Here is a 20,187-nt window from a genome sequence, read left to right as displayed (position 1 = left end):
GATCAAGAGGAGAAGTAGATGGTGTCTGGTGGATCCGGTTCGCACTCGACGGCGATCGAAGATCTACCTGGGCTCGTCGACCGTGTCGTCGCGGCCGAGCCTGAGCGGACCGTCGACATCGGCGGCAATGTCGTGTCCTACGGTGCCGTCCAACTCGAGCTGACGAACCTGGACGCTGCCATGGGCGGGGTTCTCGGCGCCGACGCCCTCGTTCCGCTGGCGCTGTCGACGCTCGCTCCGGGAGCCGTCGAGTCGGCCGAAGGTGGTCTGGAGTCCGTCGTCGCCGCGATCGTGGGCGACGTGCGTTCGGTTCTCGGCGCGGACGCCTCGGAGACGGGTCCAGGGGAACACGTCACCCTGGCCACTCGTTTCCGCGAGCGAGCAGACCGCACTCCGGACGCCGTTGCCCTCGAGTTCGACGGCCGGACACTGACGTACGGCGAGTTCTCTTCTCATGTCGATCGCTTGGCTCGTCGACTCGTCGAACTGGGGGTCGGCCCCGATGTCCGAGTCGGCCTGTCCATCTCCCGCTCCGTGGACCTTCTGGTGGCGATGTACGCGATCGTCGAGGCGGGCGGCGCCTACGTCCCCATCGATCCGGGTCACCCTGCGGAGAGAATCGCCTACGTCGTCGGCATCGCCGAACCGCTGCTCGTGCTCACCACGTGGGGGGAGCACGTGGCGCTGCCGGACGGTGTCCCGGTTCTGTCGGTGGACACTGAGCCGCTCGACGACTACTCGTCCGATCCGTTGACCGACGACGAGCGGCCGTCCGGTCCGGCACGTCCGAGCAACACCGCCTACGTCATCTTCACCTCCGGCTCCACGGGACGACCCAAAGGTGTCGCCGTCTCGCACGACGCAATCGTGGCGAACCTCGATTGGCGACAGGCGGCCTACCCGTTGTCGGACGCCGACGTCGTTCTGCAGAAGACACCGTTCACGTTCGACGTATCGGTGTGGGAGTTCTTCTGGCCGCTGCAAGCAGGGGCAAGGTTGGTGATCGCGGCGCCGGACGGTCATCGCGACCCCGCCTACATCGCCGATACGATGCGTGCGCACGGGGTGACCACCACTCACTTCGTGCCCTCGATGTTGACGGTCTTTCTCGGCCAGTTCGACGGTTCGGACGAGCGGAACAGCCTGCCGGCACTGAAGCAGGTGTTCGCGTCCGGTGAGGCACTTCCGGCCAGCTCCGCTCGCCGGTTCCACGAGCTGTTCGACGCGGAACTGCACAACCTCTACGGCCCGACCGAGGCCGCTGTGGACGTGACCTTCCACCGGACCGGCAGTGCCGACGCGGTGTCCGTTCCGATCGGTTCGGCGGTGCCGCGCACCGAACTGCACGTACTCGACGAAGGCTTGAACCCTACGCCGCCCGGGGTGCCGGGTGAGCTCTATCTGTCGGGCGTGCAATTGGCGCGTGGATACCTTGGCCGCCCGGATCTGACGGCCGACCGCTTCGTCGCGAACGTGAACTCCTCGACCGGCGAGCGGATGTACCGCACCGGCGACCTCGTGCGGTGGAACAACGACGGGGTGTTGGATTACCTGGGGCGCACCGACTTCCAGGTCAAACTTCGTGGTCTGCGTATCGAGCTCGGCGAGATCGAGGCAGCGCTGCTCACGCTGGACGATGTTCGTCAGGCCGTGGTGGTCGTCGTCTCCGACGAGTCCGACAACGGAGTCGACGACAGGTTGGTGGCGTACGTCGTCACCTCGACGGGTACGGCGGACTCCGAGCAGTTGGCGGCCGGAATTCGTGGCACGTTGCCGGACTACATGGTGCCGGCCGTGTTCGTCGCGCTCGACGAGTTTCCGCTCAACGCCAGCGGAAAGCTCGATCGCAAGGCACTTCCCGTGCCCGGCTCCGCAGACCTGGCGACCGAGTACCGCGCCCCCGAAAACGACGTCGAGCGCGCGATCGTCGCCGTGTTCGAGGACGTTCTCGGTGTCGACCGGGTTGGCGTCGACGACGACTTCTTCGCGCTGGGCGGCAACTCGCTGAGCGCGACGCGCGCGGTCGCTCGCGTCAACGCGGACGCGAAGGTCAAGGTCGACGTCCGCGGTTTCTTCGACACGCCCACGGCCGCGGGACTCGCCGCCTCGGTGGAGAGCGCCCTGGCGTCGGGAACATCGTCCACGGCCGTGCCCTTGAGTCGACGCGAACGTCCCGACGTCGTCCCCTTGTCGATGGCACAGCAGCGCATGTGGTTTCTCAATCGACTGGACCCGACGTCGGCCGTCGACAACATCCCCGTCGCGATCCGGTTGTCCGGCGAGCTGGACAAGGATGCGCTGACCACGGCAGTCGACGACGTGGTCGAGCGCCACGAGGTGCTTCGAACGTTCTACCCCGACACCGACGGCGTCGGTCGTCAGGTCGTCGCGGACATCGGTGACCGCACGCCGGAGCTCGAGACCGTCGTCGTGAGTGAGCAGACCGTTCTGGACCGAGTCGTCGAGCTGGTGTCGGCAGGCTTCGACGTGACGTCCGAGGTTCCCGTCCGGTTGACACTGTTGGAACTGGAGCCGAGCGAACACGTACTCGTCGTAGTCGCGCATCACATTGCAGCAGACGGTTTCTCGATGGTTCCACTCACCCGGGACATCGTGTCCGCATACGTGGCACGCACAGCAGGGGCGGCACCGGAATGGGCGCCACTCGAGGTGCAGTACGCCGATTACTCGCTGTGGCAGCGAGAGGTACTCGGATCGGACGACGATCCGACGTCGCTCATCGCCGAGCAGGAACGATTCTGGATCGGCGCACTCGCCGATATTCCGGTCCAACTCGATCTGCCGTCGGACCGACGTCGACCGGCTGTGGCGTCGGGCCGCGGCGCGAACTACTCGGCCTTCATCGACGCCGAGATGCGGCGCAGGGTCGAGACACTGGCCTCGGCCCGAGGCGCCACCCCGTTCATGGTGGTGCACGCCGCACTCTCGGTATTGCTGGCGAAGCTGTCGGGCACGTCGGACATCGTGGTCGGGACCCCGGTCGCGGGTCGAGGGGAGCAGGTACTCGACGAGTTGGTCGGCATGTTCGTCAACACGTTGGTGTTGCGAGCCGACGTCCAGGACCGCCGAAGCTTCACCGAGTTGCTGACTTCCGTCAGAGACACCGATCTCGATGCGTTCGCGCACGCGGACGTACCGTTCGAGCGACTCGTCGAGGTTCTGGACCCGGCTCGGTCGCAGGCCCGTCATCCGCTCTTCCAGGTCCTCCTGGTGTTCCAGAACGTCGGTTCGACCGATCTTCGGCTCCCCGGTCTCACGGTGTCGGGCGTGGAGTTCGACACCGCTGTCGCGAAGACGGACCTGCAGGTGACCGTCTCCGATCGGGGGGACGGGTGGTCGCTCGATCTGACCTACGCCACCGATCTCTTCGACGAAGCAACGGTCGCGGACATGGCGCGACGGTTCCTCCTCGTGCTGGACTCGGCCGTTGCTGCGCCCGATGTGCCGGTGGCGTCCGTGGACATCGTCGACGAGTCCGAGCGGACTCGGGTGCTGCACGAGTGGAATGCAACCGATCACGTCGTCTCCGACGTCTCCCTGCTCGACGGGTTCCACCGGACAGTGGAGGCGTCTCCGCATGCGCGGGCACTGCAGTTCGGTGACGAGTCGCTGACGTACGCCGAGTTCGCCTCCCGGGTCGCTCGGCTCGCGCGGTACCTGCTCCGACGGGGTGTCGGTCCGGAAGTACTGGTCGCGGTTGCGATTCCACGCTCGCTCGACATGATGGTCGCGGTGTACGCGGCGCTCGAGGCCGGCGGTGGGTACGTACCGATCGACCCGAGCCAGCCGGTCGAACGAAACCGGTACATTCTCGAGACCTCGCGCGCCTCCGTCGTACTGACGACCTCCGAAGCCGATGTGGCCGGTGGAGTTGCCGAGACCGTTCGCCTCGACGAACTGGATCTGTCCGAGTTGTCGGGCGCCCCGCTGTCCGGCGTCGATCGCCGAGCGCCCCGAGGCGACAACGTCGCCTACGTCGTGTTCACCTCCGGTTCGACCGGAAGGCCGAAGGGCGTCGCCGTCTCGCATTCGGCCGCAGCGAACCAGACAGCGTGGTTCGCTTCCGAATACGGGATCGACAGTCAGGACTCGGTGCTTCAGAAGACGCCGTTCACCTTCGACGTCTCGGTGTGGGAGTTGTTCGTGCCGCTCGCATCCGGGGCGAGACTCGTCGTCGCGATTCCGGACGGTCATCGCGATCCGGCCTATCTGGTGGACGTGGTCGAATCGGAGGGAATCACCGCGCTGTCCTTCGTGCCGTCGATGGTCGGTGCGTTCCTGGGAGAGTCGGTCGGCCGCGACCTCTCGGCTCTCCGCCTGATCCAACTGGCCGGCGAGGCATTGCCGACCTCGACGGTGACCGCGCTGTCGAAGGTGACCGATGCATCGGTGCACAACCTCTACGGGCCAACGGAATTCACGGTTCATGCGACTGCCCGCTCGGTCTCCGGCGCGGAGGTTCCAGCTGACGCATCCATACCCATCGGCACCCCGGTGTGGAACACGGCTGCGTACGTACTCGACGGCAGTCTTCATCCGGTACCGGTAGGTGTCGCAGGTGAGCTGTATCTGTCCGGGCGGCAGATCGCGCGCGGGTACTACGGTCGACCCGATCTGACGGCCGACCGGTTCCTCGCCGATCCGTTCGGCGGCGGGAGGATGTATCGCACCGGCGACCTCGTGCGCTGGAACCACCAAGGCGACCTCGAGTACATCGGCCGAACCGATTTCCAGGTGAAGCTGCGAGGACTGCGTATCGAACTGGGCGAGATCGACACTGTCGCCCGTACCGTTCCCGGCGTCGCGGATGCAGTTGCCGTCGTGCGCAACGACCGGATAGCGCTCTACGTCGCGTCACCGGCGAGCGACCGCGTGGACGCGGCCGAACTGCGCGAGACACTGGGACGTGAACTGCCGTCCTACATGGTGCCGGCCGCGATCGTCGAACTCGACGAGTTCCCGGTCAATTCCGCCGGAAAGCTGGACCGTGGAGCACTACCCGAACCGCAGGTGGAAGCGGCGGAATTCCGCGCGCCGTCGACCCCCGTCGAGGAGATCGTCGCGAGCGTGTTCGGTGAGGTGCTGGGGGCCGAACGTGTAGGAGTCGACGACGACTTCTTCTCGCTCGGCGGAAACTCGTTGATCGCAACACGAGTCGTGTCACGGCTGGGTGCTGCGCTGAACACGACGGTTCCGGTTCGACTGATGTTCGAGACCTCGACCGTCGCAGCCCTGGCGACACGGATCGAGAGCGAGGCAAGCGGTGGGGCACGAGTACCTCTCGCCCCGCGTCCGCGGCCCGATCGTGTGCCACTGTCCTTGGCGCAGCAGCGCATGTGGTTCCTCAACCGACTGGACACGGAGTCGGCGGTAAACAACATCCCGGTCGCGATCCGGTTGTCCGGTCTGCTGGACAGACACGCACTGCACGTCGCGGTCGCCGACGTCCTGGCCCGCCACGAATCTCTGCGGACGGTGTACCCAGAGGTGGACGGGGTGGGCAGCCAGGAAGTCGTGCCGACTCGCGCTGTCATCCCCGACCTCGCCCCCATCCCGATAGACGCCGACGAGCTTCCGGCAGCGATCGAGGAGACCGTGCTCGCTGGTTTCGACGTCACCGGGCGAGCGCCGTTCCGCGCGAGCCTGTTCGAGGTGTCGTCGACCGAGCATGTTCTGGTGTTCGTCGTCCACCACATCGCCGCGGACGGGTACTCGCTCGGTCCGCTGACGCGAGACGTCGTCCGGGCCTACACCGCACGAGCGGCAGGGCTGGACAACGATTGGGAACCTCTTGCCGTCCAGTACGCCGACTACACGCTCTGGCAGCGGGAAGTGCTCGGCTCCGAGGACGATCCCGATTCGATCATCTCCGCGCAGAAGGACTACTGGCAGAGCACTCTCACCGGGCTCCCCGCTCAGTTGGATCTGCCGTTCGACCGTCGCCGTCCGGCCGTGGCGAGCAATCGTGGTCGAACCCACCGGTTCGAGGTTTCCGGCGAGCTTCGCGCGTCCGTGGAACGGATCGCGCAGGAGTACCGAGCCACTCCGTTCATGGTGGTGCACGCTGCGTTGTCCGTCCTGCTCGCTCGACTGTCGGCAACGTCGGACATCGCCATCGGTGCGCCCATCGCCGGCCGCGGTGACGCAGCGCTCGACGACATGATCGGTATGTTCGTCAACACCCTCGTCCTGAGGACGGACGTGGATGCCGCGGCATCCTTCGAGGACCTGCTCGACACGGTGCGCCGCACGGATCTCGCTGCATTCGCGAACGCCGACATACCGTTCGAACGCCTCGTGGAGATACTCGACCCGGCTCGGTCCGCGGCTCGTCACCCACTCTTCCAGGTAGCACTCTTCTTCCAGAATCTCGGCCGATCCTCGTTGGAGTTGCCGAATCTGTCCGTGTCGGCAGTCGACTTCGACGCCGGGATCGCCAAGTTCGATCTGCAGGTCGCGGTCAGCGAGCCCGTCGACGGCAGTGGATGGTCCGTCGAATTCACTTATGCAACCGATCTTTTCGATCCGGCGTCCGTCGAGATGCTCGAACGGCGATTCCTCCGCGTTCTCGAGCAGGTCACCGACGAGCCGACGGTGACCGTCGGCGATATCGATCTGGTCGCTGCGGACGAGGCGGAACTGCTCGTTGCCGGATGGAACGAGACCGGACGAACCGTCGACGATGCGATGCTGCTCGACCGGTTCGCCGACGCTGCGCGCGAGACACCGAACGCCGTCGCGGTGGTCTACGAGGACGAATCTCTGACGTACGGCGAATTCGCCACGAGGGTGGATGAACTCGCGCGCGTGCTGGTGGACGCAGGCGCGGGGCCCGACGCCTTGGTCGCCATCGCGGTGCGCCGATCGATCGACCTGGTCGTCGGAATGTATGCGGTGCTGCGTGCGGGCGCAGGCTTCGTCCCCATCGACCCCGACCACCCGGTGGAGCGAATCGACTACATACTCGGTGCCGCACAACCGGTCTGCGTCCTCGTGCGCGGTCGGGACCTGTTCACACCTCCCGGGGCCGTCCGAGTGATCGACGTGGACTCCGCGCCGGCCGAGTTCCGGGGCGGCAAGGACGTGGTCCTGCCGCCTTCTCCGGTGTCTGCCGAGTCCGTCGCATACGTGATCTTCACGTCCGGGTCCACCGGCCGTCCCAAGGGCGTAGCAGTGAGTCACCGCGCGATCGTGAACCAGATGGAATGGATGCAGTCCGAGTACTCGCTCGACGCGTCGGACGTGTATCTGCAGAAGACCGCGACGACGTTCGACGTCTCGCTCTGGGGATTCTTCCTTCCACTGAGAGTGGGAGCACAACTGGTGCTCGCCACCCCCGATGGTCATCGCGACCCGCGCTACCTCGCCGAGGTGATCTCGCAGCGACACGTGACGGTCACGGACTTCGTTCCCACGATGCTGTCGGTGTTCGCATCGGCGGTAGGGCGTGCGGCGCTTCGGTCCGTGCAGCAGATCTTCGTCATCGGTGAAGCTCTTCCCGGAGAAGCGGTCCGTGACTTCGCGCGTGTCTCGGACGCGCGGGTGCACAACCTGTACGGCCCCACCGAGGCGGCCGTGTCGATCACGTACGCGGACGTGACCGACACCGCGATCGGCTCGGCTGTCACCATCGGGCGACCCGAGTGGAATTCCGCTGTCTACGTGCTCGATTCACGACTCCGGCCGGTCCCGGTCGGAGTTCCGGGCGAGCTCTACCTTGCCGGCGTCCAGCTCGCGCGTGGCTACCACGGTCGAGTCGACCTGACGGTCGATCGATTCGTGGCCAATCCGTTCGTGTCTCGCTCGTCCTCGGCCAGCAGCCGGATGTATCGGACGGGCGACCTCGTGGTGTGGCAATCCGACGGCACGCTCGAGTACATCGGTCGCACCGATTTCCAGGTCAAGTTCCGTGGGCAACGTATCGAGTTGGGTGAAATCGAGGCCGCGCTCGCTGCACACCCGCGGGTGGGCTTGTCCGCCGCTGCGGTGGTGCAGACGAACACCGGTGACCAACTCGTCGGATACGTCGTTCCTGCGTCCGGCGAAGACACCGACCTCGACATCGACGAACTGCGCGATTCGCTTGCCGCGGCGCTGCCTCGCTACATGATTCCCGGTGCGATCCTCACGCTCGACGAGTTCCCGTTGAACACCTCCGGCAAGCTGGACCGGAAGGCGCTCCCCGCCCCGGCGGTCCACGCCACGCAGTTCCGAGCACCTCGCACACCGATCGAGGAGATCGTCGCAGACGTCTTCGCGGACGTACTCGGTCTCGAACGGGTCGGTCTCGACGACGACTTCTTCGAATTGGGCGGTAACTCGCTCGTTGCGACTCAGCTCGTGTCCCGACTCGGAGTCGCCCTCGACAGTCGAGTTCCGGTGCGCATGGTCTTCGATGCGTCTTCGGTCGAATCCCTTGCGGCACGCGTGGAGTCGGGCTCCGGCGCCCGCCCCGCTCTGACCCCCCGCCCGCGACCGGACCGCATTCCACTGTCGCCTGCGCAGCAGCGCATGTGGTTCCTGAACCGTCTGGAGCCCGAGTCGGCGGTGAACAACATTCCGGCGGCGGTGCGATTGAGCGGTGCACTCGACGTCGATGTGTTGCGTGCAGCGATCGACGATGTCGTCGCTCGCCACGAAAGTCTGCGCACGGTGTACCCGGAATCTTCCGGAACCGGAATCCAGGTGGTCCTTCCTGCCACGGCTGTTCGACCGGATTTCCGGGTGGAGCAGGTGTCCGAGGCCGACGTGGTCTCTGCGGTCACCACGATCGTGTCCGAAGGATTCGACGTCACCCGGTCGGTGCCGGTTCGAATTCGGCTGCTGGACCTCGGCAGTGACGAGTACGTGCTGGTCGTCGTTGCTTATCACATTGCGGCCGACGGCTTCTCGATGATGCCGTTGATCCGAGACGTGGTGACGGCCTACGTGGCGCGCGCAGCAGGCGACGAGCCGGGATGGTCGCCCCTGCCGGTGCAGTACGCGGACTACACGTTGTGGCAGCGCGAAGTGCTGGGGTCCTCGGACGATCCGACGTCACCCATGGCTGCCCAGGAACGGTACTGGTTCGAACGGTTGCGTGATGCTCCGGACGAGCCGGCACTACCGGTCGATCGTTCCCGTCCCGCCGTGGCCAGTGGGCGGGGTGCCGCCCACCGCTTCACCATCGACGCGGAGACAGTGGCAGCCATCGATTCCGTGGCAACCCGTGCCGGCGTGACTCCGTTCATGGTGGTGCACGGTGCGCTGGCGGTGTTGTTGTCGCGGGTGTCCGGTGAATCCGACGTGGTGTTGGGCACTCCGATCGCCGGTCGCGGTGAAGCCGAGCTCGACGACGTGATCGGAATGTTCGTCAACACGCTAGTGCTTCGAACGCCGGTGGCAGGAACCTCGACGTTCGTCGACCTGTTGAAGGTCGTCCGCGAAACGGACCTGTCAGCCTTTGCGCACGCGGACGTTCCCTTCGAGCGTGTCGTCGAGGTTCTCGATCCACCGCGTGTCGGTGGACGACATCCGTTGACTCAGGTGCTGCTCACGTTCCAGAACTTCGCATCCACCTCGTTTTCGCTACCCGGTCTGAAGGCGTCGTCGATCGACTTCGACGCTGCGGTGGCCAAGATGGACCTTCAAGTGACTGTCGGGGAGCCCACTGCAGGCCTCGACGGCGCACCGGTCCGTGAGGCCGAAATCGTCTACGCCACCGACTTGTTCGACGCGTCGACGATCGAACTACTCACCGCGCAGTTCGTCACGGTGCTCGGTGCGGTCGTGGCTGATCCTTCGGTCGTCGTCGGTGATATCGACCTCGTCGACGACGCGGAGCGAAGCCGATTGCTGGTGGAGCTGAACTCGACCGGTCACGATCTGGATCCGTCGGCGACGCTGGTCTCGATGTTCGAGTCACGCGTGTCGATCTCGCCGAATGCAGTGGCGTTGACCTACGAGGGCGAGTCGGTCTCATACCGAGAACTCGACTCGCGTGCGAACCGCCTCGCGCGGTACCTCGTCGAGCGAGGCGTCGGTCCGGGCGGAACGGTGGCAGTAGCGGTCGGCCGATCGATCGAGCTCATGGTCGGTATCTACGCGGTGCTGAAGGCAGGGGCCGCGTACGTTCCGGTCGACCCGTCGCAGCCGAACGACCGAATCTCCTACATCCTCGACACCGCGGCCACCGCGCTGACCCTGACGACGACGCGTGATCGCGGAGAACTCGCGGGCGACGACGTGGTCGTGCTGGACGACCTGGTGGTTCTGGACGACCTGGTGGTGCCGGACGATCTGGACACGAGTGTCCACCCCGACCGCCCCCTCACCGACGCCGAGCGCACGGGAGCACTCACCCCTCGCGATCCCGCGTACGTTCTGTTCACCTCCGGTTCCACCGGAAAGCCCAAGGGCGTCGTCGTCGAGCACCGTTCGATCGTCAACCGTCTGGTGTGGATGCAGGACGAGTACGAGCTGACGGTGGACGACACCGTGGTGCAGAAGACGCCGACGACGTTCGACGTGTCCGTGTGGGAACTGTTCTGGCCGTTGCAGATCGGCGCCCGACTGGTGATCGCACGGCCGGACGGGCACCGTGATCCGAAGTACGTCGCAGAGCTGATCGCCGCGGAACGGGTGAGTGTGGCGCACTTCGTTCCGTCGATGCTCGGGGTGTTCGCCGCCGAGCCGTCTGCGGCGTCGGACAGGTCTCTGCGGATCGTGTTCTCGTCGGGTGAAGCCTTGCCGACGTCGACGGCGCGTGCTCTCGCCGAGGTTCTTCCGTCCACCCGATTGGTGAACCTGTACGGACCGACGGAAGCGGCTGTCGACGTTACCTTCCATGAGGTCTCCGAAGCTGATATCGCCGCCGTCCCGATCGGTCGACCGGTCTACAACACGCAGGTGTACGTTCTGGACGCGCGACTGAACGCGGTCGGCGTCGGCGCAGTCGGCGAGTTGTATCTCGGTGGCGTGCAACTGGCACGCGGATACTCGTCCCGTCCCGATCTCACCGCGGACCGATTCGTCGCGAACCCGTTCGGCGACGACGGCGCGCGGCTCTACCGCACCGGCGACCTCGTGCGGTGGAACTCCGCCGGCGAGATCGAGTACATCGGACGGTCGGACTTCCAGGTCAAACTGCGCGGATTGCGCATCGAACTCGGAGAGATCGAATCCTCTGTGCTGCGATCGGATTCGGCTGGACAGGCGGTCGTTCTGGTCCGTGGTGACCGGCTGGTCGCCTATGTCGTTCCCGCAGCAGGTCGAGTCGTCGACGTGGACGCGATCCGGCGCACCGTCTCGGAGTCGTTGCCCGAGTACATGGTGCCCGCGGCGTTCGTCGTGCTCGACGAGTTCCCCCTCGGCTCAGCGGGCAAGCTCGACCGCAAGGCGCTGCCGGACCCGGCGCCCCAGCTGTCGGAGTTCCGTGAACCGACTTCCGAGGCCCAGGTCACGGTTGCCAGTGTCTTCACCGAGGTCCTGGGGCTCGAACGGGTCGGTCTCGACGACAACTTCTTCGACCTCGGCGGCAACTCGCTCATCGCTACCCAGGTCGTGTCCCGTGTCGGCGCGGCGCTCGATGCGTCGATTCCAGTCAGAACACTGTTCGATTTCTCGACGGTCGAGTCCTTCGCCGCCGCAGTCGAGAGTCTGGCCGGCACGGGTAGCCGGGCACCTCTGGTCGCGACCGAGCGTCCGGCGCGACTGCCGCTGTCGCTGGCGCAGCAGCGCATGTGGGTGCTGAGCACCATCGACCCGGAGTCGAGCGCGTACAACATCCCCCTCGCGGTGCGGTTGACCGGTGAGCTGGACCACGATGCGCTTGCCGCAGCGATCGCCGATGTCGTCGCTCGTCACGAAACCCTGCGTACGACCTACCCGTCGGACGCCGACGGCCCGGAGCAGAAGATCCTGTCACCGCAGGAGGTCGTCTTCGACCTGCGTCCTACAGTCGTCGACGGTGAAGCAGGGGCGTTCGAGGCAGTCGCCCAGCTGGTTCTCGGAGGATTCGACGTCGCGTCGGCGGTACCGGTTCGTGTGGGGTTGGTTCAGCTGAGCCCGACCGAGCACGTGCTTGCTCTCGTCGTCCATCACATCTCCGCCGACGGCGCCTCGATTGCGCCGCTCGCCCGGGATGTCATGGTGGCCTACTCGGCCCGGACGCAGGGCACTCCGCCGATGTGGACTGCGCTCTCCGTGCAGTACGCGGACTTCGCGCTGTGGCAACGCCAGGTGCTCGGCGACACGACCGTGGAGGGATCGCCGGCGTCGACACAGCTCGAGTACTGGAAGCAGACCCTCTCGGGAGTTCCGGAGGCTGTCGATCTACCGACCGACCGTCCGCGTCCGCCGACCCAGTCGATGCGAGGGCACTCGACACCGTTCCATGTCGATCGCGCAGCGCATGCAGGATTGATCGACTTCGCGCGTGATCGTGGCACCTCGCTCTTCATGATCGTGCACGCTGGTCTGGCTGTTCTGCTCGGCCGTCTCAGCGGCAGCAGCGACATCGTCGTCGGAACCCCGGTGGCGGGACGCGGAGCCGCCGAACTCGACGATCTGGTGGGCATGTTCGTCAACACCCTCGCGCTGCGCACCCAAGTCGACTTCGGTGGAACGTTCTCCGGTTTGGTCGACGACGTGCGGTCGGTCGACCTCGGTGCATTCGGGAACGCCGACCTGCCGTTCGAGGAGATCGTCGACGCCGTGGTGCCGGCACGGTCTCAGGCACGCCACCCGATCTTCCAGGTTGCCCTGTCGTTCCAGAACCTCGAACGGGTGAAGTTGGAACTGCCGGGACTCTCGGTGGAAGGCCTGGAGGCGGGCGAGCTCGGCGCGAAGTTCGACCTGCAGTTCACCGTCGAGTCCAGGATGGACGACGCCGGCGAACCTGCCGGACTGTTCGGCTCGCTGCTGTACGCCACCGACCTGTTCGACGAGCAGACTGCGGCGTCGTTCGCAGACCGACTGACGCGCATCCTCACCGCTGTCGCGTCGGATCCGTTCGTGATCGTCGGTGATATCGAGATCATGTCCGCCGAAGAAAGGGCTCGAACCGACGCGCAGACGACCTCGGCTGGGGCGAACGACGCCACGGCGGTCGCCGTCGAACGGTCGCTGCCGCAGGTGATCGGATCCGTGGTCGAGCTCGATCCGGAGGCTCCCGCGGTCGTGGACAACGGTGACGAGATGTCCTACATCGACATCGAAGGACGGTCGTCCGCGCTGGCGCGTGTCCTGGTCGACCGCGGTGTCGGGCCCGGTGATCGCGTGGTCGTCGACGTCGCGATGTCGGTGGACTGGGTAGTGACCGTGCTTGCGGTCGTGTTCGCGGGTGCCGCCGTGGTGGTGTCGGAGGCGGACACACCCGCTTCGGTACTCGGCACGAGCGCGGATGCGACGTGGGTGATCGGCACCTCCGACTCTCAGAAGAGTGACGGTGCGCAGCTCGTTGCGCTCGACGATCCCGCGGTGTCCGACGCCGTGCAGTCCGCATCGCGTCGTCCGATTGCGTACTCTGCGCGCACCCGACTGCTCGCCGTCGACGACGCGGCTGTCGTCGTGGTCGACGATCGAGCGACCGAGCCGTTCGTGATCGCCCAGAGTGAGTTGGTGGCGTCGTTGCTCGCCGCGGATGCACGATTGTCGATGACGTTCGAGTCCCGGGTGCTCGCGGATGTCGCTGCGGGACGGCTCTGGCATCTGTCCACACTGCTGTCGTCCGCTCTCGTCGGCGCGGCGTGGGTGGTACCAGCGGCCGGCGTCTCGCTGAGCGATGCGGTCCTGGACGACTGGGTCACGCATGCGTTCGTCACCGCGGATCGAGTCGAGGAGCTGTCCGAGGAAGAGTCCGAGGACCTCCAGTTCGTCGTTCTCGTCGACGCACCGACCGAGGGCGAACCCGCGGCACGTGCGATCGGAGAGGCTCGGGTGACTGCAGGCGAACGAGCTTTCGGGCGCGGCTAGGGCGGCGTCTCGGCCCGGCCGGGCGGACCTTACCGCGCAGTAACGTCGTCCGCTCGGCAATCGATGAACGGTTCGGTACGCAATCTGCGGTGCCGAGTGCATCGAACCACCTGTAGTTCGCATACCGGTGCGGATGTAACCGAGCTTCGGCCCCAGGGTCGAGCGTCGATCGAAGGGGCGAAACGGAACGTGTACGTGCAGTCAGCAAAAATGGACATCGTGTACTGCATGGACTGCACCGGCTACCGCACGGACCGCGACGCATGAGCGACGACCGACCCTCGGATGTCGACCGTGCACGGTCGACGCGCAGACCCAGGCCTCCACGACCCCGCAGGGTCCGGAACTCGTCTCCGCTGCTGCCCCAGTTGCTCGCGGCGGCCGTCGAACTGGACCCGTCGCACACCGCGCTGGTAGCGGGAGACGTCGAGCTGTCCTACGCCGAGTTGGATCGTAGATCGTCCCGGATCGCGCGCGTGCTGATCTCGTCCGGAATCGGGCCGGAATCGGTGGTCGCGATCGGGATGACGCGGTCACTCGATTCGGTGCTGTCGGTGTGGTCCGTCGCCAAGACCGGAGCCGCGTTCCTGCCCGTCGACCCCACGTATCCAGCGGACCGTGTGCAGCACATGATCTCGGACTCCGGCGCGCGAGTCGGCCTGACCACCAGTAGGTTTCGGGACTCACTACCCGACGAGTGTGCGTGGACGGTCCTCGACGACGCAGGTTTTCAGACCGAGGTGGCCGGCGTCTCCGACGAACGGATCACGGTGTCGGATCGGACCGCAGTGCTCCGTAGCGACAATCCGGCGTACCTGATCTACACGTCGGGCTCGACGGGACTGCCCAAGGGCGTCGTGGTGACCCATCGTGGACTCGCGGACCTCACGGCCGCGCAGAAGGCCGACTACGGGCTCACCAGCCAGGCCCGCACACTGCACTTCGCATCACCGAGCTTCGATGCGTCGGTGCTGGAGCTGTCGATGGCCGTTGCCGCCGGTTCCACGATGGTCGTGGCACCGACCGACATCTACGGCGGAGCGGAATTGGGTGCCTTCCTTCGACGGAACCGCATCACCCACGCGTTCGTCACACCCGCGGCCCTGGCGTCGGTGGAACCGGTCGACCTGGACGACTTGGTAACCGTCGTGGTCGGCGGTGAAAGCTGCCCACCCGAACTCGTCGAGGCGTGGGCGCCCGGCCGGTCCTTCTTCAACGCCTACGGGCCGACGGAATCAACCGTCGCCAGCACCATCTCTCCGGCATTGAGGCCTGGAGATCCCGTGGTCATCGGCAAGGCGATCGTCGGAACGACAGCGCACGTTCTGGATCGACGGTTGCGCCCCGTTCCGGCCGGCGTCGCCGGTGAGCTGTATCTGGACGGCGCCGGACTGGCGCGTGGGTACGAGTCACGTCCGGGCTTGACCTCGTCTCGCTTCGTCGCGAATCCGTCGGCCGATCAGGGAACACGTATGTACCGAACGGGAGATGTCGTTCGTGTCACGGCATCCGGTGCTCTCGAATATCTCGCGCGGAACGACTTCCAGGTCAAGGTCCGCGGGTTCCGTATCGAACTCGGCGAGATCGACACCGCGTTGTCCTCGCACGACTCCGTGGCGTTCGCGGTGACCGTCGGAGTTCCTGGACCGACCGGAGACACCGCGCTCGTTTCCTACGTCCGTCCGGTCGTAGGCCACGAGATCGATACCGCCCAGCTCACGGCATTCGCCGGTGGTGTGCTGCCCAAACACATGGTGCCCGCATCGATCATGCAGATCGACACCGTTCCGCTCACCCCGTCGGGCAAGCTCGACCGTGACGCGCTTCCCGAACCGGTGTTCGCGAGTCGTCACTATCGTTCTCCCGAAACCGCGTCCGAGCGCGCAGTGGCAGCGGTGTTCTCGACGATTCTCGGGATCGAGCAGGTCGGGCTCGACGACGACTTCTTCGAACTGGGCGGTAATTCCCTGTCCGCGACCAGACTCGCGGCGAGAATCGGCGCTGCCACGGACGTCAACATCGCTGCGGGTGAGGTGTTTCAGGATTCCACGGTCGCCGGGCTCGCTCGGGCTGTCGACGCGCGGGAAGGAGCTGCTCGCCGTATCGCATTGGGAGAGCTGCCGCGTCCTGATCGTATTCCGGTTTCGTTGGCGCAGCAGCGCATGTGGTTCTTGAATCGGTTCGACGCGGAATCGGCTGCGTACAACATTCCCGTCGCGATCCGGTTGTCGGGTGCTCTGGACGTCGATGCATTACGTGCAGCGATCGACGACGTGGTGGCGCGGCACGAGCCGTTGCGGACGTTGTATCCCGAGGACGAGTCGGGGCCGGTGCAGAAAATTCTGCCCGCTGCCCAGGCTGGTGTCGATCTCGAGGTCGTCGATGTCGATCCTGGTGAGATCGTTTCCGTGGTGCGAGCATTGGCGGCGACGTCCTTCGATGTCACCGCTCAGGTGCCGGTTCGGGTGCGGTTGTACCGGTTGTCGGAGACCGAGTACGTGTTGGCGTTGGTGGTTCAGCACATCTCCGCCGACGGTGGATCGATGGGTCCGTTGACCCGCGATGTAATGGTTGCGTACGGTGCTCGGTCTGCCGGTGAGGCTCCGGGGTGGGCGCCGCTGGAGGCTCAATACGCGGACTTCGCGATTTGGCAGCGTGAAGTTCTCGGTTCCGAAGATGATCCGAGATCGGTTGCGTTCGAGCAGTTGTCGTTCTGGAAGCAGGAGCTCGCCGGGCTTCCGGATCAGTTGGAGTTGCCGACGGATCGGCCGCGACCTGCTGTGCAGTCCTTTGCCGGCGGGAAGATCGATTTCTCGATCGACGCCTCGATCCAGGAGTCGTTGACGGGGGCTGCACGGTCGAGCAACGCGACGTTGTTCATGGCGGTGCATGCGGCGTGGGCGAGCGTGTTGGCGCGGCTGTCCGGTTCGGTGGACATCGCAGTCGGGTCGCCGATCGCAGGTCGTGGTGAAGCTGCCTTGGACGAGCTGATCGGAATGTTCGCGAACACGTTGGTCTTTCGGACCGAGGTGGATCCGTCGGCGAGTTTCGAGCGGACGTTGGCTGCTGTGCGCGAGGTGGATGTCCGTGCACTGGCGCACGCGGACGTTCCGTTCGAGCGGCTCGTCGAGGTGCTCAACCCTGCGCGGTCCACCGCACGGCATCCGCTGTTCCAGGTCGGTCTGTCGTTTCAGAACATCGAGAAGGCGGTGCTCGAACTGCCAGGACTGTCGGTGTCCGCGGTCGATGCGGACGCGGAGGTCGCGCAGTTCGATCTGCACCTGATCGTCTCCGACCAATACGACGAGGACGGTACTGCAGCAGGGATGGGCGCCACCCTGAAGTACGCGACGGCGCTGTTCGACGAGGACACCGCCCGGTCGATCGTGGATCGGTTCGTTGCGTTCGTGACTGCGGTGGCGTCGGACCCCGAGGCCGTCGTGGGCGATGTGGACATCATGAGCGTGAGTGAGCGCGAGTTCACGCTGGTGACGTGGAACGAGACGGCGCACGAGATCGATCCGGGGGCGACTCTGGTGACCGCTGTCGACTCGGCGGTGTCGAGTCGCCGGGATGCGATCGCGTTGACGTTCGGGGATCGGTCGTGGTCCTACCGGGAATTCGACGAACGCGTGAATCGTCTTGCTCGGTATCTGATTTCGTGTGGTGTCGGGCCCGAATCCACGGTCGCGGTCGCCATGCGCCGGTCGGAGGTGATGGTGCGGGCGATGTTCGCGGTGGTCAAGGCCGGCGGTGCGTACGTGCCCGTCGATCCGGATCAGCCCGCGGACCGTGTCGAATACATCGTCGGGTCCGCCGCGCCCGTGGTGGTGTTGATCGCCGGTGGAGACGGTGCCGAGTTCGCCCGTGCGTCGATTCCGGCCGGACAGCGGGTCGTGGACGTCGAGAATCTGGACCTCGGCGGCGTCGACGGTACTGCGGTGACGGATGTGGATCGAACGGTGCCGTTGCGTCCGGACAACACCGCGTACGTGATCTTCACGTCCGGTTCGACCGGCCGCCCCAAGGGGGTCGCGGTGTCGCATCGTTCGGTGGTCAATCAGCTCGAATGGACGCGCGCCGAGTACGAACTGGACGAGTCCGACGTCTTCCTGCTCAAGACTGCCGCGACGTTCGACCTGTCGGTGTGGGAGTTGTGGTCGTGGGTGGTCGTGGGTGGTCGCCTGGTGATCGCTACTGCGGACGGGCATCGCGATCCGGTGTATCTGTCGACGCTCGTGCAGCACGAAGCAGTGACGACATTGCACGTCGTGCCGTCGGTGCTCGCGGCGATGGTGGAGGCATCGGGTGGGGCGTTGCCGCCGTCGATCCGACGGGTACTGGCGATCGGCGAGGCGCTGCCCGCATCGACTGCGCGGACGGTGCTCGGCGGCGGAAACCTCCGCTTGGACAATGTGTACGGTCCTACCGAGGCCGCGGTGTCGGTCACGTCGATCCAGCTCGAGCTTCCGATCGACTCCGTCGTACCGATCGGCCGGCCGGAGTGGAATTGTCGTGTAGCGGTGTTGGATTCGCGTCTACATCCGGTTCCTGTCGGCGTCGTGGGCGAGCTGTATCTGTCCGGAGTGCAATTGGCTCGGGGCTATCAGGGTCGGTTCGATCTGACGGCGGATCGTTTCGTCGCCGATCCTGCCGGGAGTGGTGAGCGGATGTACCGCACCGGTGATCTGGTCCGGTGGCGAGCCGACGGAGTGCTCGACTACGTCGGACGCAGTGACTTCCAGGTCAAGATTCGTGGATTCCGAATCGAACTGGGCGAGATCGAGTCCGTGGTCGCCGGAGTGTCCGGAATTCGCGACGTCGCCGTTCTGGCGCGGTCGGACGATCGGTTGGGTGATCGCCTGGTCGCGTACGTCGTGGGATCGTCGGGTGACGTCGATCCAGGTGCGGTGAAAGGGGCGGTGGCCGAACGGCTTCCGTCGTACATGATCCCGGCCGCGTTCGTCGTGCTGGACGAGTTGCCTCGGAACGTCAACGGAAAGCTCGACCGTGCTGCGTTACCCGAGCCCGAGATGGAGGTGCGTGAGTTCCGTGCACCGACATCGCCGACAGAGCAGACGGTGGCCGACGTGTTCGCGGACGTGCTCGGAGTCGAGCAGGTCGGCCTCGACGACGACTTCTTCGAATTGGGTGGCAATTCGTTGGTGGCCACCCAGATCGTGGGTCGGTTGAGCACGGCGGTCGGCTTCCAGGTCCCGTTGCTGTGGATGTTCTCGGGATCGACGGTCGACGCGTTGGCGAGCAGAATCGACGAGGGACCGGCGCATACGGACGCCCGGACAGCATTGGACGTCGTGTTGCCGATACGACCCTCGTCGTCCGGTCGTCGACTGTGGTGTTTCCATCCGATAGTGGGTGTGTCGTGGTCGTTCGGAGGGTTGGCACAGACGCTGGCGTCCGACATCGGCATCACCGCACTGCAGTCACCGGCACTGACGGAGCCCGAGTGGGCTCCGAGATCCATAGCGGACTGGGCCGACAGGTACGTCGACGAAATTCGACGCGTTCAACCGGAGGGTCCGTACGAACTCCTGGGATGGTCGCTCGGGGGTGTCCTGGCTCATGCCGTCGCAGTGCGCTTGCAGCAACAGGGGAGCACTGTTCGGCTCCTGGCGATGATGGACAGCGCGCTGGGCGGATCCCAGGAAGCAGCCGACGTCGCTGCGCGCGCCACCCCCGTGACGATGGCGCATCTGTTCGGCGCACTCTTACCGGACGCCACGTTCGACGGTTCGGACGTCACTGCGGAGTCCATAGCTGCCGCGGTTGCCACTCTTCCTGCTCCGTTCTCCGAGATCTCGGCGGAGCGAATAACTGCCGTGGTTTCCGGCGCAGAGCAGGCACGCTCTCTGCTGGTCGGGCACGTACCCGAGGTCTTCGACGGTGACCTGGTGTACTTCACCGCCGGAGAAGACGATTCGACGGGCAGTGTCGGCGCGGACGGATGGCAACCCTTCCTCACCGGCCGTGTGGACAATCATGTGGTCGACGAAACTCACTGGGGAATGGCATCCGCTCACGCATTGGCCGTCGTCTCGAAAGTGGTGAACACGTCGAAATAGTACGTAAACAATCGAATGTATTGTTATGAACTATTGGAGACGACTCGTATCCCGTTATTTCGGACATTCGACTGTGTAGTGCTTGTTCGGGCAGTTGTTGAAGGATCCAAAACCTCAGTGTGACTTGGCT

Annotated in this window: 2 protein-coding genes; both read left to right on the top strand. The window is 65.5% G+C overall.

Annotated elements, in window-relative coordinates; translation table 11 throughout:
* The first annotated feature begins 18 nt into the window (after positions 1–18).
* On the top strand, positions 19–13,974 hold the full coding sequence (locus CH293_RS01765; protein WP_094719167.1) for a non-ribosomal peptide synthetase: 13,956 nt from the start codon (positions 19–21) through the stop codon (positions 13,972–13,974).
* A gap of 263 nt (positions 13,975–14,237) precedes the next feature.
* Positions 14,238–20,057 (top strand): non-ribosomal peptide synthetase, encoded by a 5,820-nt coding sequence (locus tag CH293_RS01760; RefSeq protein WP_255122663.1) that lies wholly within the window; start codon positions 14,238–14,240, stop codon positions 20,055–20,057.
* Positions 20,058–20,187 lie beyond the last annotated feature (130 nt).

Origin of the sequence: Rhodococcus sp. 14-2470-1b, from assembly GCF_002259415.1 — a bacterium.
Classification (GTDB): Bacteria; Actinomycetota; Actinomycetes; order Mycobacteriales; family Mycobacteriaceae; genus Rhodococcoides.
The sequence above is the reverse complement of the archived record's forward strand: the minus strand, read 5'-3'. Positions and strand labels throughout refer to the sequence as shown.